17 protein-coding genes are annotated in these 17,000 nt (G+C 69.7%); 6 read left to right on the top strand and 11 right to left on the bottom strand.

Annotated features, from left to right (window positions below; genetic code table 11):
* Positions 1–101: 101 nt before the first annotated feature.
* Positions 102–722 (top strand): TetR/AcrR family transcriptional regulator, encoded by a 621-nt coding sequence (locus Q0Z83_RS31370; protein WP_317786848.1) that lies wholly within the window; start codon positions 102–104, stop codon positions 720–722.
* Positions 723–730: 8 nt separating this feature from the next.
* On the opposite strand, the gene Q0Z83_RS31365 is transcribed toward Q0Z83_RS31370, so the two are convergent.
* Positions 731–1,687 carry a LysR family transcriptional regulator gene (locus tag Q0Z83_RS31365; RefSeq protein ID WP_317786847.1) on the bottom strand — a complete coding sequence of 319 codons (957 nt, stop codon included), beginning with the start codon at positions 1,685–1,687 and terminating at the stop codon, positions 731–733.
* A 142-nt stretch (positions 1,688–1,829) separates the two neighbouring features.
* Here Q0Z83_RS31365 and Q0Z83_RS31360 point away from each other — a divergent pair, with 142 nt between their 5' ends.
* Positions 1,830–2,600 carry an alpha/beta fold hydrolase gene (locus tag Q0Z83_RS31360; RefSeq protein ID WP_317786846.1) on the top strand — a complete coding sequence of 257 codons (771 nt, stop codon included), beginning with the start codon at positions 1,830–1,832 and terminating at the stop codon, positions 2,598–2,600.
* Between the two features lie 59 nt (positions 2,601–2,659).
* Here the strand turns inward: Q0Z83_RS31360 and Q0Z83_RS31355 are convergent, their stop codons facing one another.
* Together Q0Z83_RS31355 and Q0Z83_RS31350 are read right to left on the bottom strand one after the other, a co-directional pair.
* Complete coding sequence (locus Q0Z83_RS31355) at positions 2,660–4,321, bottom strand: tannase/feruloyl esterase family alpha/beta hydrolase (RefSeq protein ID WP_317786845.1); 1,662 nt, start codon at positions 4,319–4,321, stop codon at positions 2,660–2,662.
* Between the two features lie 365 nt (positions 4,322–4,686).
* On the bottom strand, positions 4,687–6,096 hold the full coding sequence (locus Q0Z83_RS31350; RefSeq protein WP_317786844.1) for an MFS transporter: 1,410 nt from the start codon (positions 6,094–6,096) through the stop codon (positions 4,687–4,689).
* A gap of 240 nt (positions 6,097–6,336) precedes the next feature.
* Between Q0Z83_RS31350 and Q0Z83_RS31345 the strand changes: the two genes are divergently transcribed.
* Positions 6,337–7,041, top strand: coding sequence for a GntR family transcriptional regulator (locus tag Q0Z83_RS31345; protein WP_317786843.1), 705 nt, complete (start codon positions 6,337–6,339; stop codon positions 7,039–7,041).
* Between the two features lie 33 nt (positions 7,042–7,074).
* Here the strand turns inward: Q0Z83_RS31345 and Q0Z83_RS31340 are convergent, their stop codons facing one another.
* From Q0Z83_RS31340 to Q0Z83_RS31325, 4 genes are read right to left on the bottom strand one after another with little or no spacing between them, the layout of a single operon-like run.
* On the bottom strand, positions 7,075–8,022 hold the full coding sequence (locus tag Q0Z83_RS31340; protein WP_317786842.1) for a VOC family protein: 948 nt from the start codon (positions 8,020–8,022) through the stop codon (positions 7,075–7,077).
* Complete coding sequence (locus Q0Z83_RS31335; RefSeq protein WP_317786841.1) at positions 8,015–9,067, bottom strand: 4-oxalomesaconate tautomerase; 1,053 nt, start codon at positions 9,065–9,067, stop codon at positions 8,015–8,017. Before Q0Z83_RS31335 ends, Q0Z83_RS31340 begins: the two co-directional genes overlap by 8 nt.
* Positions 9,064–9,753, bottom strand: coding sequence for a 4-carboxy-4-hydroxy-2-oxoadipate aldolase/oxaloacetate decarboxylase (locus tag Q0Z83_RS31330; RefSeq protein WP_317786840.1), 690 nt, complete (start codon positions 9,751–9,753; stop codon positions 9,064–9,066). The genes Q0Z83_RS31335 and Q0Z83_RS31330 overlap by 4 nt, the downstream gene beginning before the upstream one ends.
* On the bottom strand, positions 9,750–10,475 hold the full coding sequence (locus Q0Z83_RS31325; RefSeq protein WP_317786839.1) for a PIG-L deacetylase family protein: 726 nt from the start codon (positions 10,473–10,475) through the stop codon (positions 9,750–9,752). Before Q0Z83_RS31325 ends, Q0Z83_RS31330 begins: the two co-directional genes overlap by 4 nt.
* 202 nt (positions 10,476–10,677) lie before the next feature.
* Here Q0Z83_RS31325 and Q0Z83_RS31320 point away from each other — a divergent pair, with 202 nt between their 5' ends.
* Positions 10,678–11,469, top strand: coding sequence for an NAD(P)-dependent oxidoreductase (locus Q0Z83_RS31320; protein ID WP_317786838.1), 792 nt, complete (start codon positions 10,678–10,680; stop codon positions 11,467–11,469).
* A gap of 95 nt (positions 11,470–11,564) precedes the next feature.
* Here the strand turns inward: Q0Z83_RS31320 and Q0Z83_RS31315 are convergent, their stop codons facing one another.
* Genes Q0Z83_RS31315 through Q0Z83_RS31305 form a run of 3 tightly spaced genes read right to left on the bottom strand, consistent with a single transcriptional unit; the run spans position 11,565 to position 13,992 of the window.
* Positions 11,565–12,638 (bottom strand): amidoligase family protein, encoded by a 1,074-nt coding sequence (locus tag Q0Z83_RS31315; RefSeq protein WP_317786837.1) that lies wholly within the window; start codon positions 12,636–12,638, stop codon positions 11,565–11,567.
* A complete protein-coding gene (locus Q0Z83_RS31310) occupies positions 12,635–13,477 on the bottom strand; it encodes a hypothetical protein (RefSeq protein WP_317786836.1) in 843 nt (280 codons plus the stop codon). The genes Q0Z83_RS31315 and Q0Z83_RS31310 overlap by 4 nt, the downstream gene beginning before the upstream one ends.
* Positions 13,474–13,992, bottom strand: coding sequence for a SigE family RNA polymerase sigma factor (locus Q0Z83_RS31305; protein WP_317786835.1), 519 nt, complete (start codon positions 13,990–13,992; stop codon positions 13,474–13,476). The genes Q0Z83_RS31310 and Q0Z83_RS31305 overlap by 4 nt, the downstream gene beginning before the upstream one ends.
* Before the next feature lie 179 nt (positions 13,993–14,171).
* Here Q0Z83_RS31305 and Q0Z83_RS31300 point away from each other — a divergent pair, with 179 nt between their 5' ends.
* On the top strand, positions 14,172–15,671 hold the full coding sequence (locus Q0Z83_RS31300; protein WP_317786834.1) for a vanadium-dependent haloperoxidase: 1,500 nt from the start codon (positions 14,172–14,174) through the stop codon (positions 15,669–15,671).
* A 183-nt stretch (positions 15,672–15,854) separates the two neighbouring features.
* Positions 15,855–16,493: a PilZ domain-containing protein gene (locus Q0Z83_RS31295; RefSeq protein WP_317786833.1), complete on the top strand. Its 639-nt coding sequence runs from the start codon at positions 15,855–15,857 to the stop codon at positions 16,491–16,493.
* Between the two features lie 87 nt (positions 16,494–16,580).
* On the opposite strand, the gene Q0Z83_RS31290 is transcribed toward Q0Z83_RS31295, so the two are convergent.
* Entirely contained in the window at positions 16,581–16,955 is a 375-nt protein-coding gene (locus tag Q0Z83_RS31290) for a spore germination protein GerW family protein (protein ID WP_317786832.1), read from the bottom strand.
* Positions 16,956–17,000: the final 45 nt, after the last annotated feature.

The following is a 17,000-nucleotide window of genomic DNA, read 5'->3' as shown; positions in this document are numbered from 1 at the left end:
TTTCCTCTTTCCGGAAGGAACGGAATGCTTCGTTCCGTTCGACCGTAACAGATCGAGGCCGGATGCGGAACAGAGTATTCCGCTCCGCTATAGTCGACGGCATGACGAGCCCGACGTCCGGCCGAGCCCGCCAGGCCGCACGCAACGACGTGACGATCCTGGCCGCGGCCAAAGAGGTCTTCCTGGCCGACAAACGCGCCCCGGTCGCCGCGGTCGCCGACCGTGCCGGCGTCGGCATCAGCGCCCTCTACCGGCGCTACGCCGGTAAGGAGGACCTGCTGCGCAGGCTGTGCCACGACGGGCTGCGCACCTTCATCGACCAGGCCGAGCGGGCGTCCGCCAGGACCGACGACTGGGCCGCCTTCGAGACGTTCGTGCACGGTGTCGTCGACGCCGATGTGCACTCGCTCACGGTGCATCTGGCGGGCACGTTCACCCCGACCGAGGAGATGAGCGCCGATGCCGTCCGCGCCGATGAGCTTGCCACCGCACTGTTCGAGCGGGCCCGACCACAGATGCGCCCCGAGGCGGTTCCGGCCGACCTGACGATGCTGCTGGAGATGTGCGCCGCGGTCCGCGTGCCCGACCCGGTCCGCACCACCTCACTGCGTCGTCGCTATCTGGCGATGCTGCTGGATGGCCTCCGTGCCGGCGTGGCCCTGCCCGGACCGGCGCCCACCTGGCCTGAGCTCAACTGGCGCTGGCTGCCCCGGCCGGAATGATCCGGCCGTCAACTCCAGAGGGTGACATGAATCGACGGCTTGAAACGGGCCACGTTGACCCCACTACCGCGCATCATCGCCTGGATGGCCCGCGGCGTCGACGCGAAACGGGCCAGCTCGGCGGCGGCCGACGGCTTGCCGGCCTCGGCCAGCGTCAGCGAGTGCCACACTTCCTCGAGGGCCGCATGCGGGCCGCAGAACTGGACGAGGTGTCCCTTGCGTATCTCGGGCGCCACGGTGAAGGACAACGCCGCCGCCACCCCGCGGCCGCGTTTGGCCTCCTCGATGGCGGCCGCGTGGCTCTGGAAGATCTGCTGCCGGTCGTCCGGCACCCCGAGCCGTCGCAACAGAGTCGGGATGGCGCCGCGGTCGGCGGCGGCCGACGGGCCGAGGAGCCACGTCTGGTCGCGCAGCTGCCGCGGTGTCGGCTGGGTCCCGGCGAGTGGATGATCAGGCCCGGCCACGACGACGACCTTGTAGTACATGACCGGCCGGCACCGCACTGCCGGGTCCGGGAGCGTCGGCGGCGGCCCGATCGCGATGTCGATGCTGCGTTCGATCAGCGCCTCCACGAACGAGCCCGGGTTGCGCACACTCAACTCGACGTCCAGGTCGGCGGCCCGGCTCGCGAAGAGCTCGATCAGCCCCGGCGCGGCGTGCTCGGCGAACAACGACGACGCGCCGACCCGCAGCAGTCGCCGCCCCTGCCCGGCGGAGCTGACCTCCAGCACCGTGATGTCCTGCAATCCGAGCAGTTCGGTGGCCCGGCTGGCGAGCCGCAGCCCGCCCGGTGTGAAGGAGAGCCCGTTCGCCGTCCGCGAGAAGAGCTGATCGCCGAGTTCTTTGCGGAGTTGTCCGATGTGCAGCGACACCGCGGATTCGGAGACCTCGAGCTGCGCCGCCGCCTGCTTCACCGAGCCGCATCGGACGACGGCGGAGTAGGCACGCAACTGTGTGGGGGTCACAGCCGGAAATGTATCGCGATCAACATCGGTAGTGCTCCCCGCGTCGCACATGGTGACCACACCGGCGATCTCACCGATACCGCAGACGCTTTCCGCGCATACGCTGTCGTGCGCCCGAGCTGAACTGGAGAGGAATCCGCCGATGCCGACCTTCGAGGCCACCGACGGTGTGGAGATCTACTGGGACCAATGGGAGGGTGATTCCGACCTGCCACCGGTGCTCCTGCATCACGGTTTCATCGCCAACGGCCAGACCAACTGGGTGCTGCCGGGCATCGTCGCGGCTCTGACGGCCGGCGGTCGCCGGGTGATCGCGATCGACGCCCGCGGTCACGGCCGCTCCGGCAAGCCACACGACCCGGCGGTGTACGGCGAGACCCGGATGGCCCAGGACGTCATCACGCTCCTCGACCTGCTGAAGGTCGAGCAGGTCGACGTGGCCGGCTATTCGATGGGCGCGATCGTCTCCCTGATCTTCGCCACCCGCGATCCCCGCCTGCGCCGCCTCGTCATCGGCGGTGTCGGTTCCGCGGTCGTCGAGCTCGGCGGTGTCGACACCCGCGTGATCCCCGCGGAGGCGTTCCGTGAGGCCTTCCACACCGACGACCCGTCCACGATCACCCATCCCGCGGCGGCCGGTTTCCGGGCGTTCGTCGACGCGGTGGGCGGCGACCGTACAGCTCTGGCCGCTCAGGCCGCCGCCATCCACGCCAGCCCCATCCCGCTGGACACGATCGCCGTGCCCACACTGCTGATCACCGGCCGCGACGACGTCCTGGCCACCCGTCCGGAGTTGCTCGCCAAGGCCATCCCGAACGCCCAACTGGCCGTCATCGACGGCGACCACCTCGGCGCGGTCCGGCAACCGGCCTTCGCCGAAGGACTGGTCACCTTCCTGAACACGCGAGGCTAGCCGTCATGGGCCGGCCGTGGGCTTGTCCAAGACATCGGGGACAGCGTCCACGGCCGGCGTCAGCGGCGCGGGATGGGTTGACCGGGAGCGCAGACTAGACGGCCGTTCACGGCCTGGCAGGAGGTCTGGTAACCGTGGGTGTAGAGACCGGCGCCCAGCCATTCGTAGCCGACCGCCGGCTCACGAGAAGGGACGATCGGGACGAAGTCAGCCGCGTTGTCGGTGCTACCGGAGCCGTCGAAGCGGGCAACCGCCGGATAGGGGTAGACCGGCCGGCTGCGGGTGCCCTTGGTGGCGATCACCGAGGTCGGGGCGACGCCGTTCTCCACCCAGTTCAGCAACGGTGTGAGGATGTCGAAGGTGTCCGGTCCGAGTCCACCGGAGCAGTGCGCCAGCCCGGGGAAGAGATAGAGCCGGCTGAAGTCGTCGACCACCCGCCCGCCCATCGTGGCCCGCATCGCGTCGTAGTAGCCGAGCGTCGCCTGCGGGGAGATATGCTGGTCGGACCAGCCGTGCCAGAGGATGAGCTTGCCGCCGCCACGACGGAACCGGTTGAGATCCGGGTCGGTGGCCGACAGGTACTTCGAGGTCTGCACCGTCCGCCAGAACGACGACTCGGTGAACCGCAGATCGCTGAGCCGATAGTCCGGGTCGGCGACGTTGAAGTAGGCCAGGTACCGCAGGAACGACAGCGCGATGTTCTCGCTGAAGGTCACCTGTCCCTGAGCGGCGGGTACGAACAGGGTCCAGTCCAGTTCGGAGCCCCACTCGTGGGAGATCTCCTGCTCAAGCCGGTTGCCGTGGGCGTCGACCGCCCCGTCGTGCAGTTTGCGGACCACCGTCGCTTCGGCACGGGTCAGGCAGGTCGCCCGGTCACCGCAGACCAGACGGTACGGGTCGAACCGGCACCGCCGCGGGTCGTCGAGCACCCCGTCCACGAGTCCGTCCAGACCGTCACAGGCGGCCATCACCGCCTGGTGGATGATCGGCAGCCGGTCGGCGAGCAGGATGTACCGGCCGTCGGCGTCCCGGTTGGCGACGACGTTCCACGCGTGGTGGAAGGTGTTCTGGACGACGATGTTGCTCGCCGGCGCCCCGGCCACGATGCCGTCGAAGTCGTCCGGGTATCGCTGCGCCTCCATCAGCGCCTCACGCCCGCCGTCCGAGCATCCACTGAAGTAGCTGTACGCCGGCGGCCGCCCGTAGAAGCGTGTGATCACGGCCTTGGCGACCTGCGCCGTCACGTGCACGCCTCGGTAGGCGAAGTCGATCTGCGCCTGCGGGTTCCCGGCCGCCCACGAGCCGTCGTTGCCGCCCTGATGTCCCATGTCGGTGGTGGCGCTGGCGATGGTGCCGTCCGCGATCGGCGCACAGGCCGCCGCCTGCGGGTAGTTGATCCGGGCCGTTCCGCAGAGCCCGCCGCACCCGGTCTGAAGATAGCGTCCGGTCCACCCGTTGACCGGCAGCCGCATCACGATCGTGTCCGCCGGGGCGATGACACCCTCGACCGCGCAGTACGGGGCAGGCGCCCCGTCGCTGGTCACGACCGCCGACCGGAAGGTGACGCCGGGCAGGGCGAGCCCGGTCACGGCGGAGCACTCCATGATCGGCCGGACCGGGATGGCCCCGGCCGGACCGGCGGGTGGAACGACGAGCAGCGCGGCGGCCAGGAGCGCCACGACAGCGATGCGGGCGAATGCGGCCGTGCGAACCGATCTCATGCGGGATCCCCTCGTCGGGAGCCTGTGCTGGAGGATGTTGCGGCGCCGTGAGCGAACGATAAATCCCGCAGCACATCTTTAACAAGATGATGCGCACGATTGTCAACAATCAGCGAGGAGGGCGGTTGGGAAGCTCGAGGAGGCGCGGCGAGACGGCGGTGTAACGCGGGGCGCGGGGAGTGCGCGGCGCTGAAAAGGCGGGTGCCGGGAAGCCGGAACGCGGGCGCGTGGGAAGGCTGGATGCGGAGGCGCGGGGCGTGTGGGAAAGCGAGGCGCGGGATGTGACTGGGTGAAGGGAGAGCGAGGCCTGACGGTGGGCAGTGTGAGGGCCCGGACGATGATCCGTCCGAGCCCGTCGAAGCTGGTCAGTGTGTGGCGGTGGCCGGGGTGCGAGGCTCGGCAGTCGATTGTGGGCGGCTTCGCAGTCCGGCCAGCAGCACGAACACCATGGCGAAGGCGGCTGCGCCCGCGAAGACCGTGAATCCCCAGCCCTGGTTGCCGCCCGCCATCAGCTGGCCGCCCAGCCATGGGCCGAGGACGGCGCCGAAGCGGCCCATCCCGGCGGTCGAACCGACTGCTGTGGCGCGGTTCGGGGTGTCGTAGCGGGTGGTCACCGCGGCGTACACCATGGTCTGGGCGCTGAAAAGCCACACCCCGCTCAAGAAGACGATGGTGTACGTGACGGCGATCGGCGTGCGAATGCCGAGCAGGTAGACACCGACCGCGGTGAGCGCGAACCACACGGCGGCGACCGGGATGGCTCCGAAACGGTCGGCGACCCGGCCCGCGACGAGCATTCCGACGATGCCGCCCAGGTTGATCACGATGAGGAAGGAGAGAGCCGAACCCAGGTCGTAGCCTTCGGCGCGCATCATCGTCGGCAACCACGTGTTGACGCCGTAGACCAGGAGCAACCCGCCGAACGAGGCGAGCCAGAACAGGAGGGTGGGCTGCCAGCGGCCGCCACGGAAGAGATCGAGGACGCCACCGGCGCGGTCGAAAGAAGAGGCGGAGGAAGGGGCGGAGCGAGAGGTCGAAGAGGCGGCCGCGGGGGAGGCGAGAGGGGAGGGCGAAGAAGAAGCGGAGCGAGAGGTCGAAGAGACCGAAGAGGTGGGAACGGGTAGCGCGACCCCGTAATCGTCGGCGAGCCGGCGGGCCTCCTCGGTGCGGCCGCGGGAGAGCAGGAAGCTCAGCGACTCCGGCAGGAAGCGGGCGACCAGCGGCACGGCGATGAACAGCGGCAGTACGCCGATCCAGAACGCGGACCGCCAGCCGTACGAGTCGAGCAACCACAGTCCGAGCGTCGCGGCGAGGATGCCGCCTGCCTGGTGTGCCGTCATCAGCGACCCGATCAGCAGGTTGCGCCGCCGGGTCGGGGCGAATTCGGCGACCATGGTCAGCGCGATCGGCAGCAGTCCACCGAGCCCGAGTCCGGCGACGAACCGGCCGAGCCCGAAGACGGTCAGCGACGGCGCGGCCGCGCAGATCCCCGAAGCGAGCGAGAAGACGGCCGTACTCGCGATGATCATCTTTTTGCGGCCGATCCGGTCGGTCAGCGGGCCCGAACCGAGGGCGCCGAGCAGCATGCCGAAGGTGGCGTAGCTGCCGAGGCTGCCGGCGGCCTCCTTGGTCAGGCCGAGCGACGGGTCGTCGAGCATGCCGGGCAGTACGGCCCCGTAGATGAACAGGTCGACACCGTCGAAGAGGACTACCAGCCAGCAGATGGCGACGACGAGGCCGGCGAGGCGGCCGCCGCGGACGGACGTGGAGGACATCGGCATTCCTTCTTTCCCCGCAGGGGTTGTGCGCTGCGTCACCGGATCGTGCTCGTTGTCCGCAGGATTGTCAACAATCATGTTTCCAGCTCAAGTCGCTGTGAAGTCGACTCCAATTGGATCGTTGACAATCTGGTGGCACACGACTGCGAAGCGTGCAGATCTTGGCGCCGGGAAGAACGTCCCGCGCGGTATCGTTTCCGCACCGAAAAGGCCTGAACAGAGCACTGACGGGATCACATGTCTGCGGAGAAGAACCTCACCGGCGTGCGGCGGGCACGGCCACGGGACACGGGCGAGGGCAAGGACAAGGCGACCGCGCGCGACGAGCTGCGCACGGCCATCCTGTCCGGCGAGTACATGCCCGGCGAACGCCTGGTCGAGGCGCAGCTGATCGAGCGGTTCGGAGTGAGCCGGTTCAACATCCGGCTGGCCCTGCAGGACCTGTCCGGCGAGGGCCTGGTGGAGATCCAGCGCAACCGCGGCGCCCAGGTCCGCAAGATCTCGCTCGCCGAGACCATCGAGATCACCCAGGTGCGGATGGTTCTGGAGGGCCTGGTCGCCGCGCAGGCCGCCGAGCGGGTCACCGATACGCAGGCCAGCGAGCTCGACGAGATCGGCCTGTTGATGCGCCGGGCCGTCGAATCCGGCGAGTTCCGCCGCTACAGTGACCTCAACCAGCGGCTGCACGGCCTGATCCGGACGATCGCCGGCCACGCCACGGCCGACCGGCTGATCGGCACGCTGCGCGCCCAGCTGGCCCGGCACCAGTTCATGCTGTCCCTGCTGCCGGGCCGCCCGCAGACGTCACTGCCGCAACACGAGCGGATCATCACGGCGATCCGCGAGCGTGACCCGGCCGGAGCCGAGACGGCGATGCGCGAGCACATCGCCAGCGTCATCGAGGTACTGCGTTCCCTGGAGGAGAACGGCGGCCACCCTTAAGACGGAGTCCACCCTTGAAAACGGAGCCCGCCCTTAAAGCGGAGGCGTCCCGTGAGTGTGGAACGACTCGATCGTCTTCAGACCCCACGCCTGCCCCTTGGCCCGTTCGGCCTCGGTCCAGGTGACCACCTCGTGGTCCGGGGCGAGCAGCAGTCTCGCGCCGGCGTTGCAGAGTTCGATGCGGTTGCCGCCGGGCTCCCACACGTACAGGAAGAATGTCTGTTGGATCGCATGTTTGTGGGGTCCGGTCTCGATGTGCACACCGGCCTCCAGAAACACGTCGGCCGCACGCAGGATGTCCTCGCGGGTGTCGGTCGCGAACGCCACATGGTGCAGACGGCCTTCCGTCCCGGTCCAGTCGCGGGTGTAGACGAGGTCGTAGGACTTGTCGGTGAACGTGTACCAGACCGCGGCCTTGGTCCCGTCGTTCAGCACGATCTGCTCGCTGGCCCGCCCGGTCAGCGCACCGGCCAGGAACTCCTCGTTGCGCGGCACGTCCCGGGCCAGATAGTTGACGTGGTCCAGCCGCCGCACGTTGGTGCCGCGCCCGGGGAAGCGCGCGGCCTGGTTCTTCAATGACGGGCGGGTGGCCTCGGACGCCGCATAACGCCTGGTCTCGTAGTAGATGCCGAACGGGTGCCCGTCCGGGTCGGTGAAGTGGAAGACCGGACCGTACCCCGGCTCGTCGGAGCTCCACCCCTCGCCGAGACCGGCCGCCTCGATGTCGTGGACCCGCCGCTGGAGAGCCTCCGGGCTGCGTGCCCGCAGCCAGGTCCGGCCGATGCCGGAGGTGTTCCCGCCGGTGACCTTGACGGTGAAATGCTCGTAATCGTCCCAGGCGTGCAGGTAGGCGCTGTCGCCGCGACGCTCGACGACCTCCATGGCCATCTGGTCGGTGAAGAACCGGACGGTGTCGTCCAGGACGGGCGTCAGCAGCTCAACCGAAGAGACATGGGCGATGTCACGGATCTTCTCAGCCATGGACGATGGCTCCTTCCGGGTTACGACGGGGATGGACCCGCCCCTCCAGCAGCAGGCGGGCGGTGCTGACGATCGCCGAACGACCCGCCGCGAGGTCGATGACCACGTCGGTGAAACCGGTCGGATGCTCCAGCCGGATCGCCCCGGCGGCCCCGATGTGCGCGACGCTGCCCGGCATGGCCGCCGCGGTGCCGACGGTCACGGCGGCGAGGACACCGATGGAGGCATGGACGCGATGCGGGATGAACATCCGCGTCGCGAGGCTGCCACCGTTCGCCGGCGGCGAGGTCAGACACATTTTCGGTACGGTCGTCGCGCGCACATCTCCCAGTTGCATGAGCGTGCCGGCAAGGAGACGCAGGTGCTCCACCCGACGGCAGAGGCGCGTGTCCGCCTCCAGTTCGGCCGGGGTCTCGCGCCCGGTGACACCGAGCGACTTCGCGGCCATCACCACGACCGGCATCCCGTTGTCGATCAGCGTGGCCGGCACCCCGTCCAGGTCGTCGAGGACCCGTCCGGTCGGCAGCAGCCCGGGCGCGACCGACCCGGCCGTGTCCCGGAACTCCACCTCGATCCGCGCCGCGGTCCCCGGCACGCCGCTGAGCGCGGTGTCGCCGGCGTAGGTGACGTGCCCGTCCGGCGTGGGTACCGAGACGATCGCCAGTGCTCCGGTGTTGACCATCCGGACCCGTACCGGGGTGACGTCACCGGCGACCGGGACCAGACCGCGCTCGATCGCGAACGGCCCCACCCCGGCCAGGATGTTCCCGCACGGCTGCTCGGCGCTGACCCGCGGCTGATCCACCTGCACCTGCAGGAACAGGTAGTCCACGTCGGCGGCCGGATCCGTGGACCGGCTGATCACGGCGACCTTGCTGGTCAGTGGATGCCCGCCACCGATCCCGTCGATCTGTCGCGGATCGGGCGACCCCATCACCGACAGCAGCAGCGCATCGCGTTCCGCCGGGTCGGCCGGCAGGTCCTCGCGGAGGAAGTAGGCCCCCTTGGAGGTGCCGCCCCGCATGATCACGACCGGGATGCTCACGGCTCGTCCACGTAGACGACGCCAAGCTCGGCCAGCAGCGGCCGCAGCCGGTACATGTCCAGGCCCAGCTCCCCGTCGGCCAGGCGGGCCCGTTTCGACGCCTCATTGGCGATCCGGTCCCGGGCCGCCTCCAGCACGTCCGTGGCCCGCTCGTGCGCAACCACCACGACACCGTCGTCGTCGGCCACGATCGCGTCGCCCGGATGGATCACCTGGCCGCCCACCACGATCGGGATGTTCACCGACCCCGGGCTGGCCTTGACCGTCCCCTGGGTGCTGACCGCCCGGGACCACACCGGGAAACCCATCTCCCGCAGTTCGGCCACGTCCCGGACACCCGCGTCCAGGACCACGCCGATCGCGCCGCGCGCCCGCAACGACGTGGCGAGCAGATCGCCGAGCATCCCGTCGGTCGACGGCGACGTGGTCGTCACCACCACCACGTCACCGGGCCGGACCTGTTCCACCGCCGCATGGATCATCAGGTTGTCGCCAGGATGGCAGGACACCGTCACGGCGCTCCCGGCGATCCGTGCCCCGGCCTGGATCGGCCGTAGATCGGGGGAGACCGCCCCGCGCCGCCCGTCCGCCTCGTGGACGGCCGACGCTCCGGCCTCGGCCAGACCGGTGAGCACCTCGACGGGCACCCGCTTCGAGGTGCGGACCACCACGTGCCGGGCGGTCACGACAGCTCCCGGGTGACCTGCGGGTAGAGCCGCATGTACGCCTCCGCGTAGGTGTCGTTGGGCAGGCCCAGGTTCGGCCCCGAGTTGCGGGACGCCTGAAGGCCGCGCCGGCTGCCCAGCTCGGTGTAGTAGGTGTGCAGGTGTTTCTGCGCGGCCAGGATCCGCATCGCCTCCCGCTTCACCTCCCACACCGCGGTGATGTCGAGCAGCACGTTCGGGAGGAAACCGCACTGCTCCGGCTGGTGCGGCTCGAAGCTGAAGACCGGCGGCGCGCCGATCACCTCACCCGGCCCCTCGACCCCCGGTGCCTGCGCCAGGATGCGGGCCTTCAGCGCGATGGCGTGCGCGAACGCGTGGTCGGAGTTGTAGGGGTCGGCCGCCGCGTGGGTCAGCACCACACCCGGCTGGATCTCGCGGTACAGGTCGATCAGGCCCTGCAGCAGAGCCGGCGTCTCGACCAGCGGGTAGTCGTCCGCGTCGAAGAACCTGATCTCCGCCCCGAGCACCTTGGCCGCCTGCTCGGCCTCGGCCCGTCGATGGTCCTTGACCTGCTGCAACGTGTAGCCCTTGCGCCAGAGCGAGGCGGACTCGCCGCGCTCGCCGAAGCTCATGCAGCCGATCACCACGCGCTGACCACGGGACGCCGCCAGGGCGATGGCGCCGCCGGCCCGCCAGACGAAGTCACCGGGGTGGGCGGTGAGCACCAGGGTCGCATCGGTCATCGCGTCTTCCCATCCGACTACTAACAAAATTGTCAACAATCCGCGCGTCGAGCCATCCGCAAGGGCGCGGTCACTCGATCGAGCCTAGGCCACGCGGGTCGTCGAAACAATTGTTGACAATCCTGTCGCCGGGTTGGAACACTCGCCGCACAGCGCCGGCCGGTCCGGTGCCGCGCCCCTCGATGAGTCAGGAGACGCCGCCATGACAGAACCCGCAAGCCGGCCCGTCATCGCCGTTCTCGGGCTCGGTGAAGCCGGCGGTCTGATCGCGGCCGATCTGGTCGCGGCGGGGGCGATCGTGCGGGGTTACGACCCGAAGGTGCCGGCGCCCGCCGGGGTGCGGCCCGCCGACGGTGACGCCGACGCGGTCACCGGCGCTTCGCTGGTACTCAGCGTGAACAGCGCCGCCGACGCGACGGACGCCCTCCGTGACTCCCTGCCGGCGCTCACCACCGGCACGATCTGGGCCGATCTCAACACCGCGACCCCCGCCCTCAAGGAACGTCTCGCGGCACTCGGCGGCCAGACGGTACGGGTGGTCGACGTGGCCCTGATGTCGCCGGTACCGGGCCGCGGCCTGCGCACGCCGATGACCGCCAGTGGCCCGGCCGCCGCCGAACTGGCCGCGGTGCTCGGTAGACTCGGCGCCACGGTGGAGGTCCTGGACGGGCCGGTCGGCACGGCCGCCACCCGCAAACTGCTGCGCAGCGTCTTCTACAAGGGCATGGCCGCCGCGGTGACCGAGGCCCTGGAGGCGGCGCGGGCCGCCGGACTGGAGGAGTGGCTGCGCGGCAACATCCGTGACGAGCTGATCCGCAGCAACGCCGACACCCTGGACCGCCTGGTCGACGGCTCCCGGAAACACGCCGTCCGCCGCCGCGAGGAGATGGCCGCCGCCACCGAACTGCTCACCGACCTGGGTGTCCACCCCCGGATCGCCCCGGCCACCCGAGACGTCCTGCAGGCCCTGATCAGCGAGCCGAAGACCCCCTGACCACGGCCGGGCGGGCCGGTGCGGTGGGCAACAGCCCGGCGGTCGCGGCCGGGCGGTGCCGGGCCGCCTGGCTCGCGGTGTAGGGAACGGTGCTCCTACTGGCCGTACCCCTCAAGATTTTGAAGGCTCTCGGCGGCCAGTTCCAGCAAGGTCTCCACCGCGGATCCGGGGTGGGACGGCGGCGCGATCGTGACCGGGTCGGCGCAGCGGGCCAGCAGGAGGTCGACCAGCGCGGCGCGGTTGATGATCTCCCCGGCGTCGATGGCGCCGGGGAGGATGCGGATCTCGACCGTGTCCCGGATCGGGGTGTCGGTCAGGACCTGCGTGAGGTTCACGTCGAAGAACTTCGTGAGGCCGCCCTCGGTGGCCGCCTTGCGGAGTTCGTCGGTTGTCGGCTTGCCCTCGACCGCGGTGACCAGTTCGGCTGGGAGCGGGGCCAGGCGGCGGCAGGCCGGATTCGTGGCCAGCAGCTCCCGGAGCGCGTCGCGATAGTGGGCGAACAGGCGCACCACGTTGGCCAGCGCGTCCGGCGACCGGAACGGGGCGCCGTCGACGTGCAGGTGCACCGCCGCCTCGCGAGGGATGGTGAAACCCAACTCGCGGGCCGGGACCAGCAGCTCGGCCAGAGCGGCGTGATGATCCTCGGCGATCGGCGGGGTGACGATCTCGCAGGGCCGTTCGCGTTCGCCACCGGCCGGGGAGGCCAGGGCCACCGTCGCGCCGGACGGGTCGTCGAGCCGGAAGATCCGGTCATGCTGCTGGACGTCGGTGCCCCAGAGACGGGCCGCCGGTTGCAGCACCTCCGGCAGGTGGGCGCCCGGATCGCAGTGCAACGCGAGCAGACGCAACAGCCGGGTGTCGTCGGTGAGGACCCGATGCCAGCCGGGGATGGCCGGCGACCGTGGGTCGAGGCCGTGCAGCAGGGTGACGTCGTCGACCAGCGTGCAGAGCGGTTCACCGCTCGGTCGCCGCACCTCGAAACCCTGCGTGAGGTGCAGGAACCGTCCCAGGCCGGGAACCAGGGACGGTTCGCTGTCGTGGTGCCATACCGGCCGGACGCTGCCCCCACAGCGTCCGGCCAGATCCATGGCCAGGGTGCGCCGGCTGACCCCCGGAGGGGCCATCAGCTCGATCTCGAAGCCGATGCGCCGGCGCAGACCCGGGGTCACGGCTTGATCGGCAGCGTCTCGCCGGCCTGGATCCGGCGCCCGGCCTCGACCTTGACCTCGTACGTGTCGTCCATCTTCCAGAGCTTGGCCAGCTTCGCGGCGTCCTCACCGTCGTAGCCGGCGTCCCAGAAGATGTTCGCCAGGCGGGCCTTCTTGCCGTCCTCGACCTGCTGCGGATCGGGCTTGACCCCGCCCGGCAGCGTCTCACCGGCGAGCAGGCGCTTGCCGGCCTCGGCCTTGGCGTCACCCGGCTCGGTGAGGTTCCACAGCTCGGCCAGGATGGCCGCGTCGTCCCAGTCGTAGCCCTGCAGGAAGAACTCCTCCACCTGCTTGTCCCGTAGCGGGTCGGCCGGCGGCTCCTCGGTGACCGGGCCGTCCTCGTTGGGCTTGGCCGTGACCGGCAGAGTCTCCCCGGCCAGCAGCTTCTGCCCGGCGACCGCCTTGACCTGGCCGATCTGGTCGGACGCCAGGTTCCACAGCTTGGCCAGCTCGACCGCGTTGTCGTAGCCGAAACCGGCCTCGAAGTACGCGGCGATACCGGCCTTGACCTCGTCCTCGGTGAGGTTCGCAGCCGGGTCGAGGGACGCGACCGGGGCGGCCACCTCGAAGGCGGGCGCGGTGTTCGCGGACGGGGCGGCGGGAAGGATCGCCGGCAGCTGAGTGATGCCCGCGATCAGGCCGGCGCTCAGCGCCACCCCGCCCGCGGCCTGCACACCGAACCGGCGCCACTTGTATCTCTTCGCCAGCTCCTCGACGCGGGCGTAAACCGCTGCGGGGTCCGGCGTCTCGGTCTCGTGCTTGGTGAAGGCTTCGCGCAGCCGGTCTCCGTGCTCGTTCACGACCTCTCCTCGGCGTGGACTCGTAGCTCCGACTGCTGATCGAGCCGGAGGATCTGCAGTGCCCTCGACGCGTGGCTGCGCACCGTGGCGGGCGCGCATCCCAGCAGGTCGGCGATCGCGTCGTCGTCCAGCTGCTCGTAGTAGCGCAACACCAGCACCGCCCGCTGCTTGCGCCCGAGGGCGGCAAGCCGGTGCCAGAGCGCGTCGGCCTCGACCACACCGTCCGCGTGGTCGCGGACCCCGCCGCGAGCGTCGTCGAGTTCGATCAACCGTTCCCCGGCCGCGTGGATGTGACGCACCGCCCAGCTGCGCCGCCACGACAGGTACTCGTTGAGCACCATGCGTCGCACGTACGCCTCGGGTGAGTCGGCGTCGCTGATGCGTTTCCAGCGGACCTGGGCACGCGCCAGCACCTCCTGCACGACATCCTGCGCCAGGTCACGGTCGCCGGTGAGGACGACCGCGTATCTGAGCAGGCTGGGCAGCCGGGCCAACGCGAATTGCTCGAAGGTCACACCTCATCGACGCATCCCGGACCCGAGTTGTGCAGTCGGTCGGCAGAAATTTTTCGCCGGATCTTTGTTGATCTTAAACATCTACATGTCTGATTGTGACCGAACGGTTACCCAGACGTCTCATGTGGACTGAAGGATCCCCCGCATCTGCTTTGTCAACGGGGGTTTTCATGCGGAAAATGCTCAGAGGAGCACTCTTCGGGATGCTCGCCATCGCGCTGGTGCCGGTCACGGCCACGCCGGCCCAGGCGGCGCCGATCGGCGACCACGTCATCTTCTGGAACAACGTGCTGCTCAAGACGTACCGGACGGTTGGTGGCGCGCCCGGACCACTGGCGCGTTCCGGGGCGATGATGCACAACGCGATGTTCAACGCGGTCAACACCATCAACTGCTACAAAACGGGTACGTACGACGACTTCAACTGCCTGGCCATCGACTACACCGGCTCGAACCCGATCACGAACTGGGCGAACCCGGATGTCGAGACGGCCATCGACTACGCAGCGCACACCGTCCTGACCAGTCTCTACCCGAATGTCGGGTTCAGCGGCGACCTGACCGCGGCCCAGGATGGCATCACGGTGGACGCCTCCCAGCAGCAGGGCCGCAGCGTCGGTGTCACCGCCGGGCAGAACATGCTCGCCAACCGGAGCCCGAACTCCGACCGGTCCGGGCTCAACACGACGTACACGACGGTCAACGAGCCCGGATACTGGCGGCCGACCGGATCCGGCAACGCCGTCACCCCCGGCTGGGGGCAGGTCGTGCCGTTCTCCCGGTTCGGTGAGTCGTACAAGCTGAACAACCTCCGCCCGGCCCTGCCCGGCGGCTACTCGACCATGTCGTCGCTGCTGGCCAGTTCGGCGTACGCCACCCAGGTCAACGAGGTGAAGAGCCTCGGCCGGGCGACCGGGTCGACACGTTCCGCCGATCAGACACAGATCGCCTGGTACTGGGCCAACGACCTGGACGGCACGTACAAGCCGCCAGGACAGCACTACGCACACACCCAGACCGTGTCGGCGAACCGGGGCCTCGACCAGATGGCAAACCTGCGGCTCTTCGCCCTGGTCAGCGCCGCGATGGCGGACGCCGCGGTGGTCGCCTGGGACGCCAAGTACCTGACCGCGATCGACCTGTGGCGGCCGGAATCGGCGATCCAGCTGGCGGGCACCGACAACAACGCGGCCACCACCGCCGACACCGCCTGGAAGCCGCTGTCGGCCGACCGGAACGGGGTCAACTTCAGCCCCGCCTTCCCGGCCTGGATCTCCGGGCATGCCACCTTCGGCGGGGCCTGGGCCAAGACCATGGAGCGTTACTTCGGGACCGACAACGTCACCTTCACCGGCGGTACGGACGACCCGCACGCGGTCGGTGTGACGCGCACGTTCTCCAGCTTCAGCGCGGCCGCGCTGGAGGACGCCCGCAGCCGTGTCTACCTGGGCGTGCACTACAGCTGGGACGGGACGCAGGGCAACACCGCCGGCGCGAAGGTCGGCAACTACGTGTCCGACAAGCTGTTCCAGAAGGTGATCGGCGGCGGCACCTACGCCACCGCGCAGGTGTGCGAGGAGACCGGCGACGACGCGGTCTACGGCAACAAGATCTACAGCGGCTACTACTGCCGGGCCGAGGGCACCACCTGGCGACTCGTCTACTACCCCTGGCCCTGACGGGCCGACCCGGGACGGCCGTCACGCTCCGGCGGCCGTCCCGGATACCCCGGGATGTTCACGTACGGGCTCCGGCTGCCGATCAGAAGGGCCGACCCCGACCAGCCGTGAACGGGTATCCCGGAGAGGTGAATGATGAGCAACGGTGCAGCTGGAGTGATGTCGGTTCCAGGCGCTGGAGGATTGGCCGACGTCGAGCTCCCGGCCATCGGCGACCCGATCTTCCTGGTCCTCGGCGACGGCGTGAACCTCCGCTCGAAGCTGGAGGCCATCGACGGCGACACGTTCAGCGTCGCCGCGCCCCTGGAGACCACCGGCCTCGCGATGTTCGAACCCGGCCAGGAGTTCGAGATCTTCTGGGCCCCGCCGCGTACCCGTGTGGTCCTGCCCTGCCGTCTCGTCGTGGTCTCCGGCAGCGCCCCGCTGCGCTGGATCCTCACGCCGTCCGGCGCGGCCCGCCACGACAACCGCCGGGAGTTCGTCCGCGGCGGCGCTGGAGCGGTCGTCCGCCTCGAAGCCGAGGTCAGCGGCCAGCCGGCCGAAGGTGTCCTGCTCGACATCAGCGAAGGCGGCCTGCGCTGCTGGATCGACGAGGCCACCTCCCTCACCCAGGGCGACCGCGTCGAGGCGACGGTCTGGCTGGGTACCGCCGAGGCCAAGCTGAGCGGTCTCGTCCACAACGTCCGCGAGGCCCCGCACGGCGACCCCGGCCAGCACCTGATCCTCACCTTCGACACGAAGGAGGAGCTGGCCCGGACCATCCGCCAGTACATCCTGGCCTGGGAGATCGGCGAGCGTCGCCGCAACAAGCGGACCAACTGAAGCCCCACCACCAGCCGAGTCCGGGCCTGACCAGGCCCGGACACTCCGGCGTTTCCGGGTGGAACCGCCGCCCCGGCCTCGGAACGGTCAGCGGCGACGGCGGTGGCGGCGCAGGACGCTGCCCGCGACCAGCACGGCGGCGAGGGCCAGGAGTTGGCCGCCGGCGATGATCCGGTCGACGTTCAGGGCCGGTCGCCAGTGGGCGTCGCCGTCGCGGACGACGTAGACGCCGGCCGGGTGGGCGGTGAAGCCGAAACCGCCGCCGGAACCCTCGCCCTCGGGCTTGTCGTCGTCGGCCGAGGTTGCGCTACCGGCTCCTCCTCCGCCTCCTCCGCGGATGACCGCGACCGGGATCACGGTGACCCCGTCGCGTTCGATGGGTTCACCGAAGACGCGGCCCGCGGTGGAGGCGCCCGTGTGAGCGCGTTCGATGAGCTCGGTGGCGCTGAGTTTCGACGGCATGGCAAGCACCCTTCGTATCGGAGGTCTCTCCTCAGGGTCCGCCTG

It is taken from the genome of Actinoplanes sichuanensis, from assembly GCF_033097365.1.
In the GTDB taxonomy this organism is placed as follows: Bacteria; Actinomycetota; Actinomycetes; order Mycobacteriales; family Micromonosporaceae; genus Actinoplanes; species Actinoplanes sichuanensis.
This window is presented reverse-complemented; position numbering and strand designations above follow the sequence as displayed.

Bases quoted from the DNA above. Each gene is read 5' to 3' on its own strand.
- Q0Z83_RS31300 (WP_317786834.1), top strand. From the start codon at position 14,172: ATGCTCAGAGGAGCACTCTTCGGGATGCTCGCCATCGCGCTGGTGCCG.
- Q0Z83_RS31360 (WP_317786846.1), top strand. From the start codon at position 1,830: ATGCCGACCTTCGAGGCCACCGACGGTGTGGAGATCTACTGGGACCAA.
- Q0Z83_RS31325 (WP_317786839.1), bottom strand. From the start codon at position 10,475: ATGACCGATGCGACCCTGGTGCTCACCGCCCACCCCGGTGACTTCGTC.
- Q0Z83_RS31355 (WP_317786845.1), bottom strand. From the start codon at position 4,321: ATGAGATCGGTTCGCACGGCCGCATTCGCCCGCATCGCTGTCGTGGCG.
- Q0Z83_RS31350 (WP_317786844.1), bottom strand. From the start codon at position 6,096: ATGTCCTCCACGTCCGTCCGCGGCGGCCGCCTCGCCGGCCTCGTCGTC.
- Q0Z83_RS31290 (WP_317786832.1), bottom strand. From the start codon at position 16,955: ATGCCGTCGAAACTCAGCGCCACCGAGCTCATCGAACGCGCTCACACG.
- Q0Z83_RS31370 (WP_317786848.1), top strand. From the start codon at position 102: ATGACGAGCCCGACGTCCGGCCGAGCCCGCCAGGCCGCACGCAACGAC.
- Q0Z83_RS31340 (WP_317786842.1), bottom strand. From the start codon at position 8,022: ATGGCTGAGAAGATCCGTGACATCGCCCATGTCTCTTCGGTTGAGCTG.
- Q0Z83_RS31345 (WP_317786843.1), top strand. From the start codon at position 6,337: ATGTCTGCGGAGAAGAACCTCACCGGCGTGCGGCGGGCACGGCCACGG.
- Q0Z83_RS31320 (WP_317786838.1), top strand. From the start codon at position 10,678: ATGACAGAACCCGCAAGCCGGCCCGTCATCGCCGTTCTCGGGCTCGGT.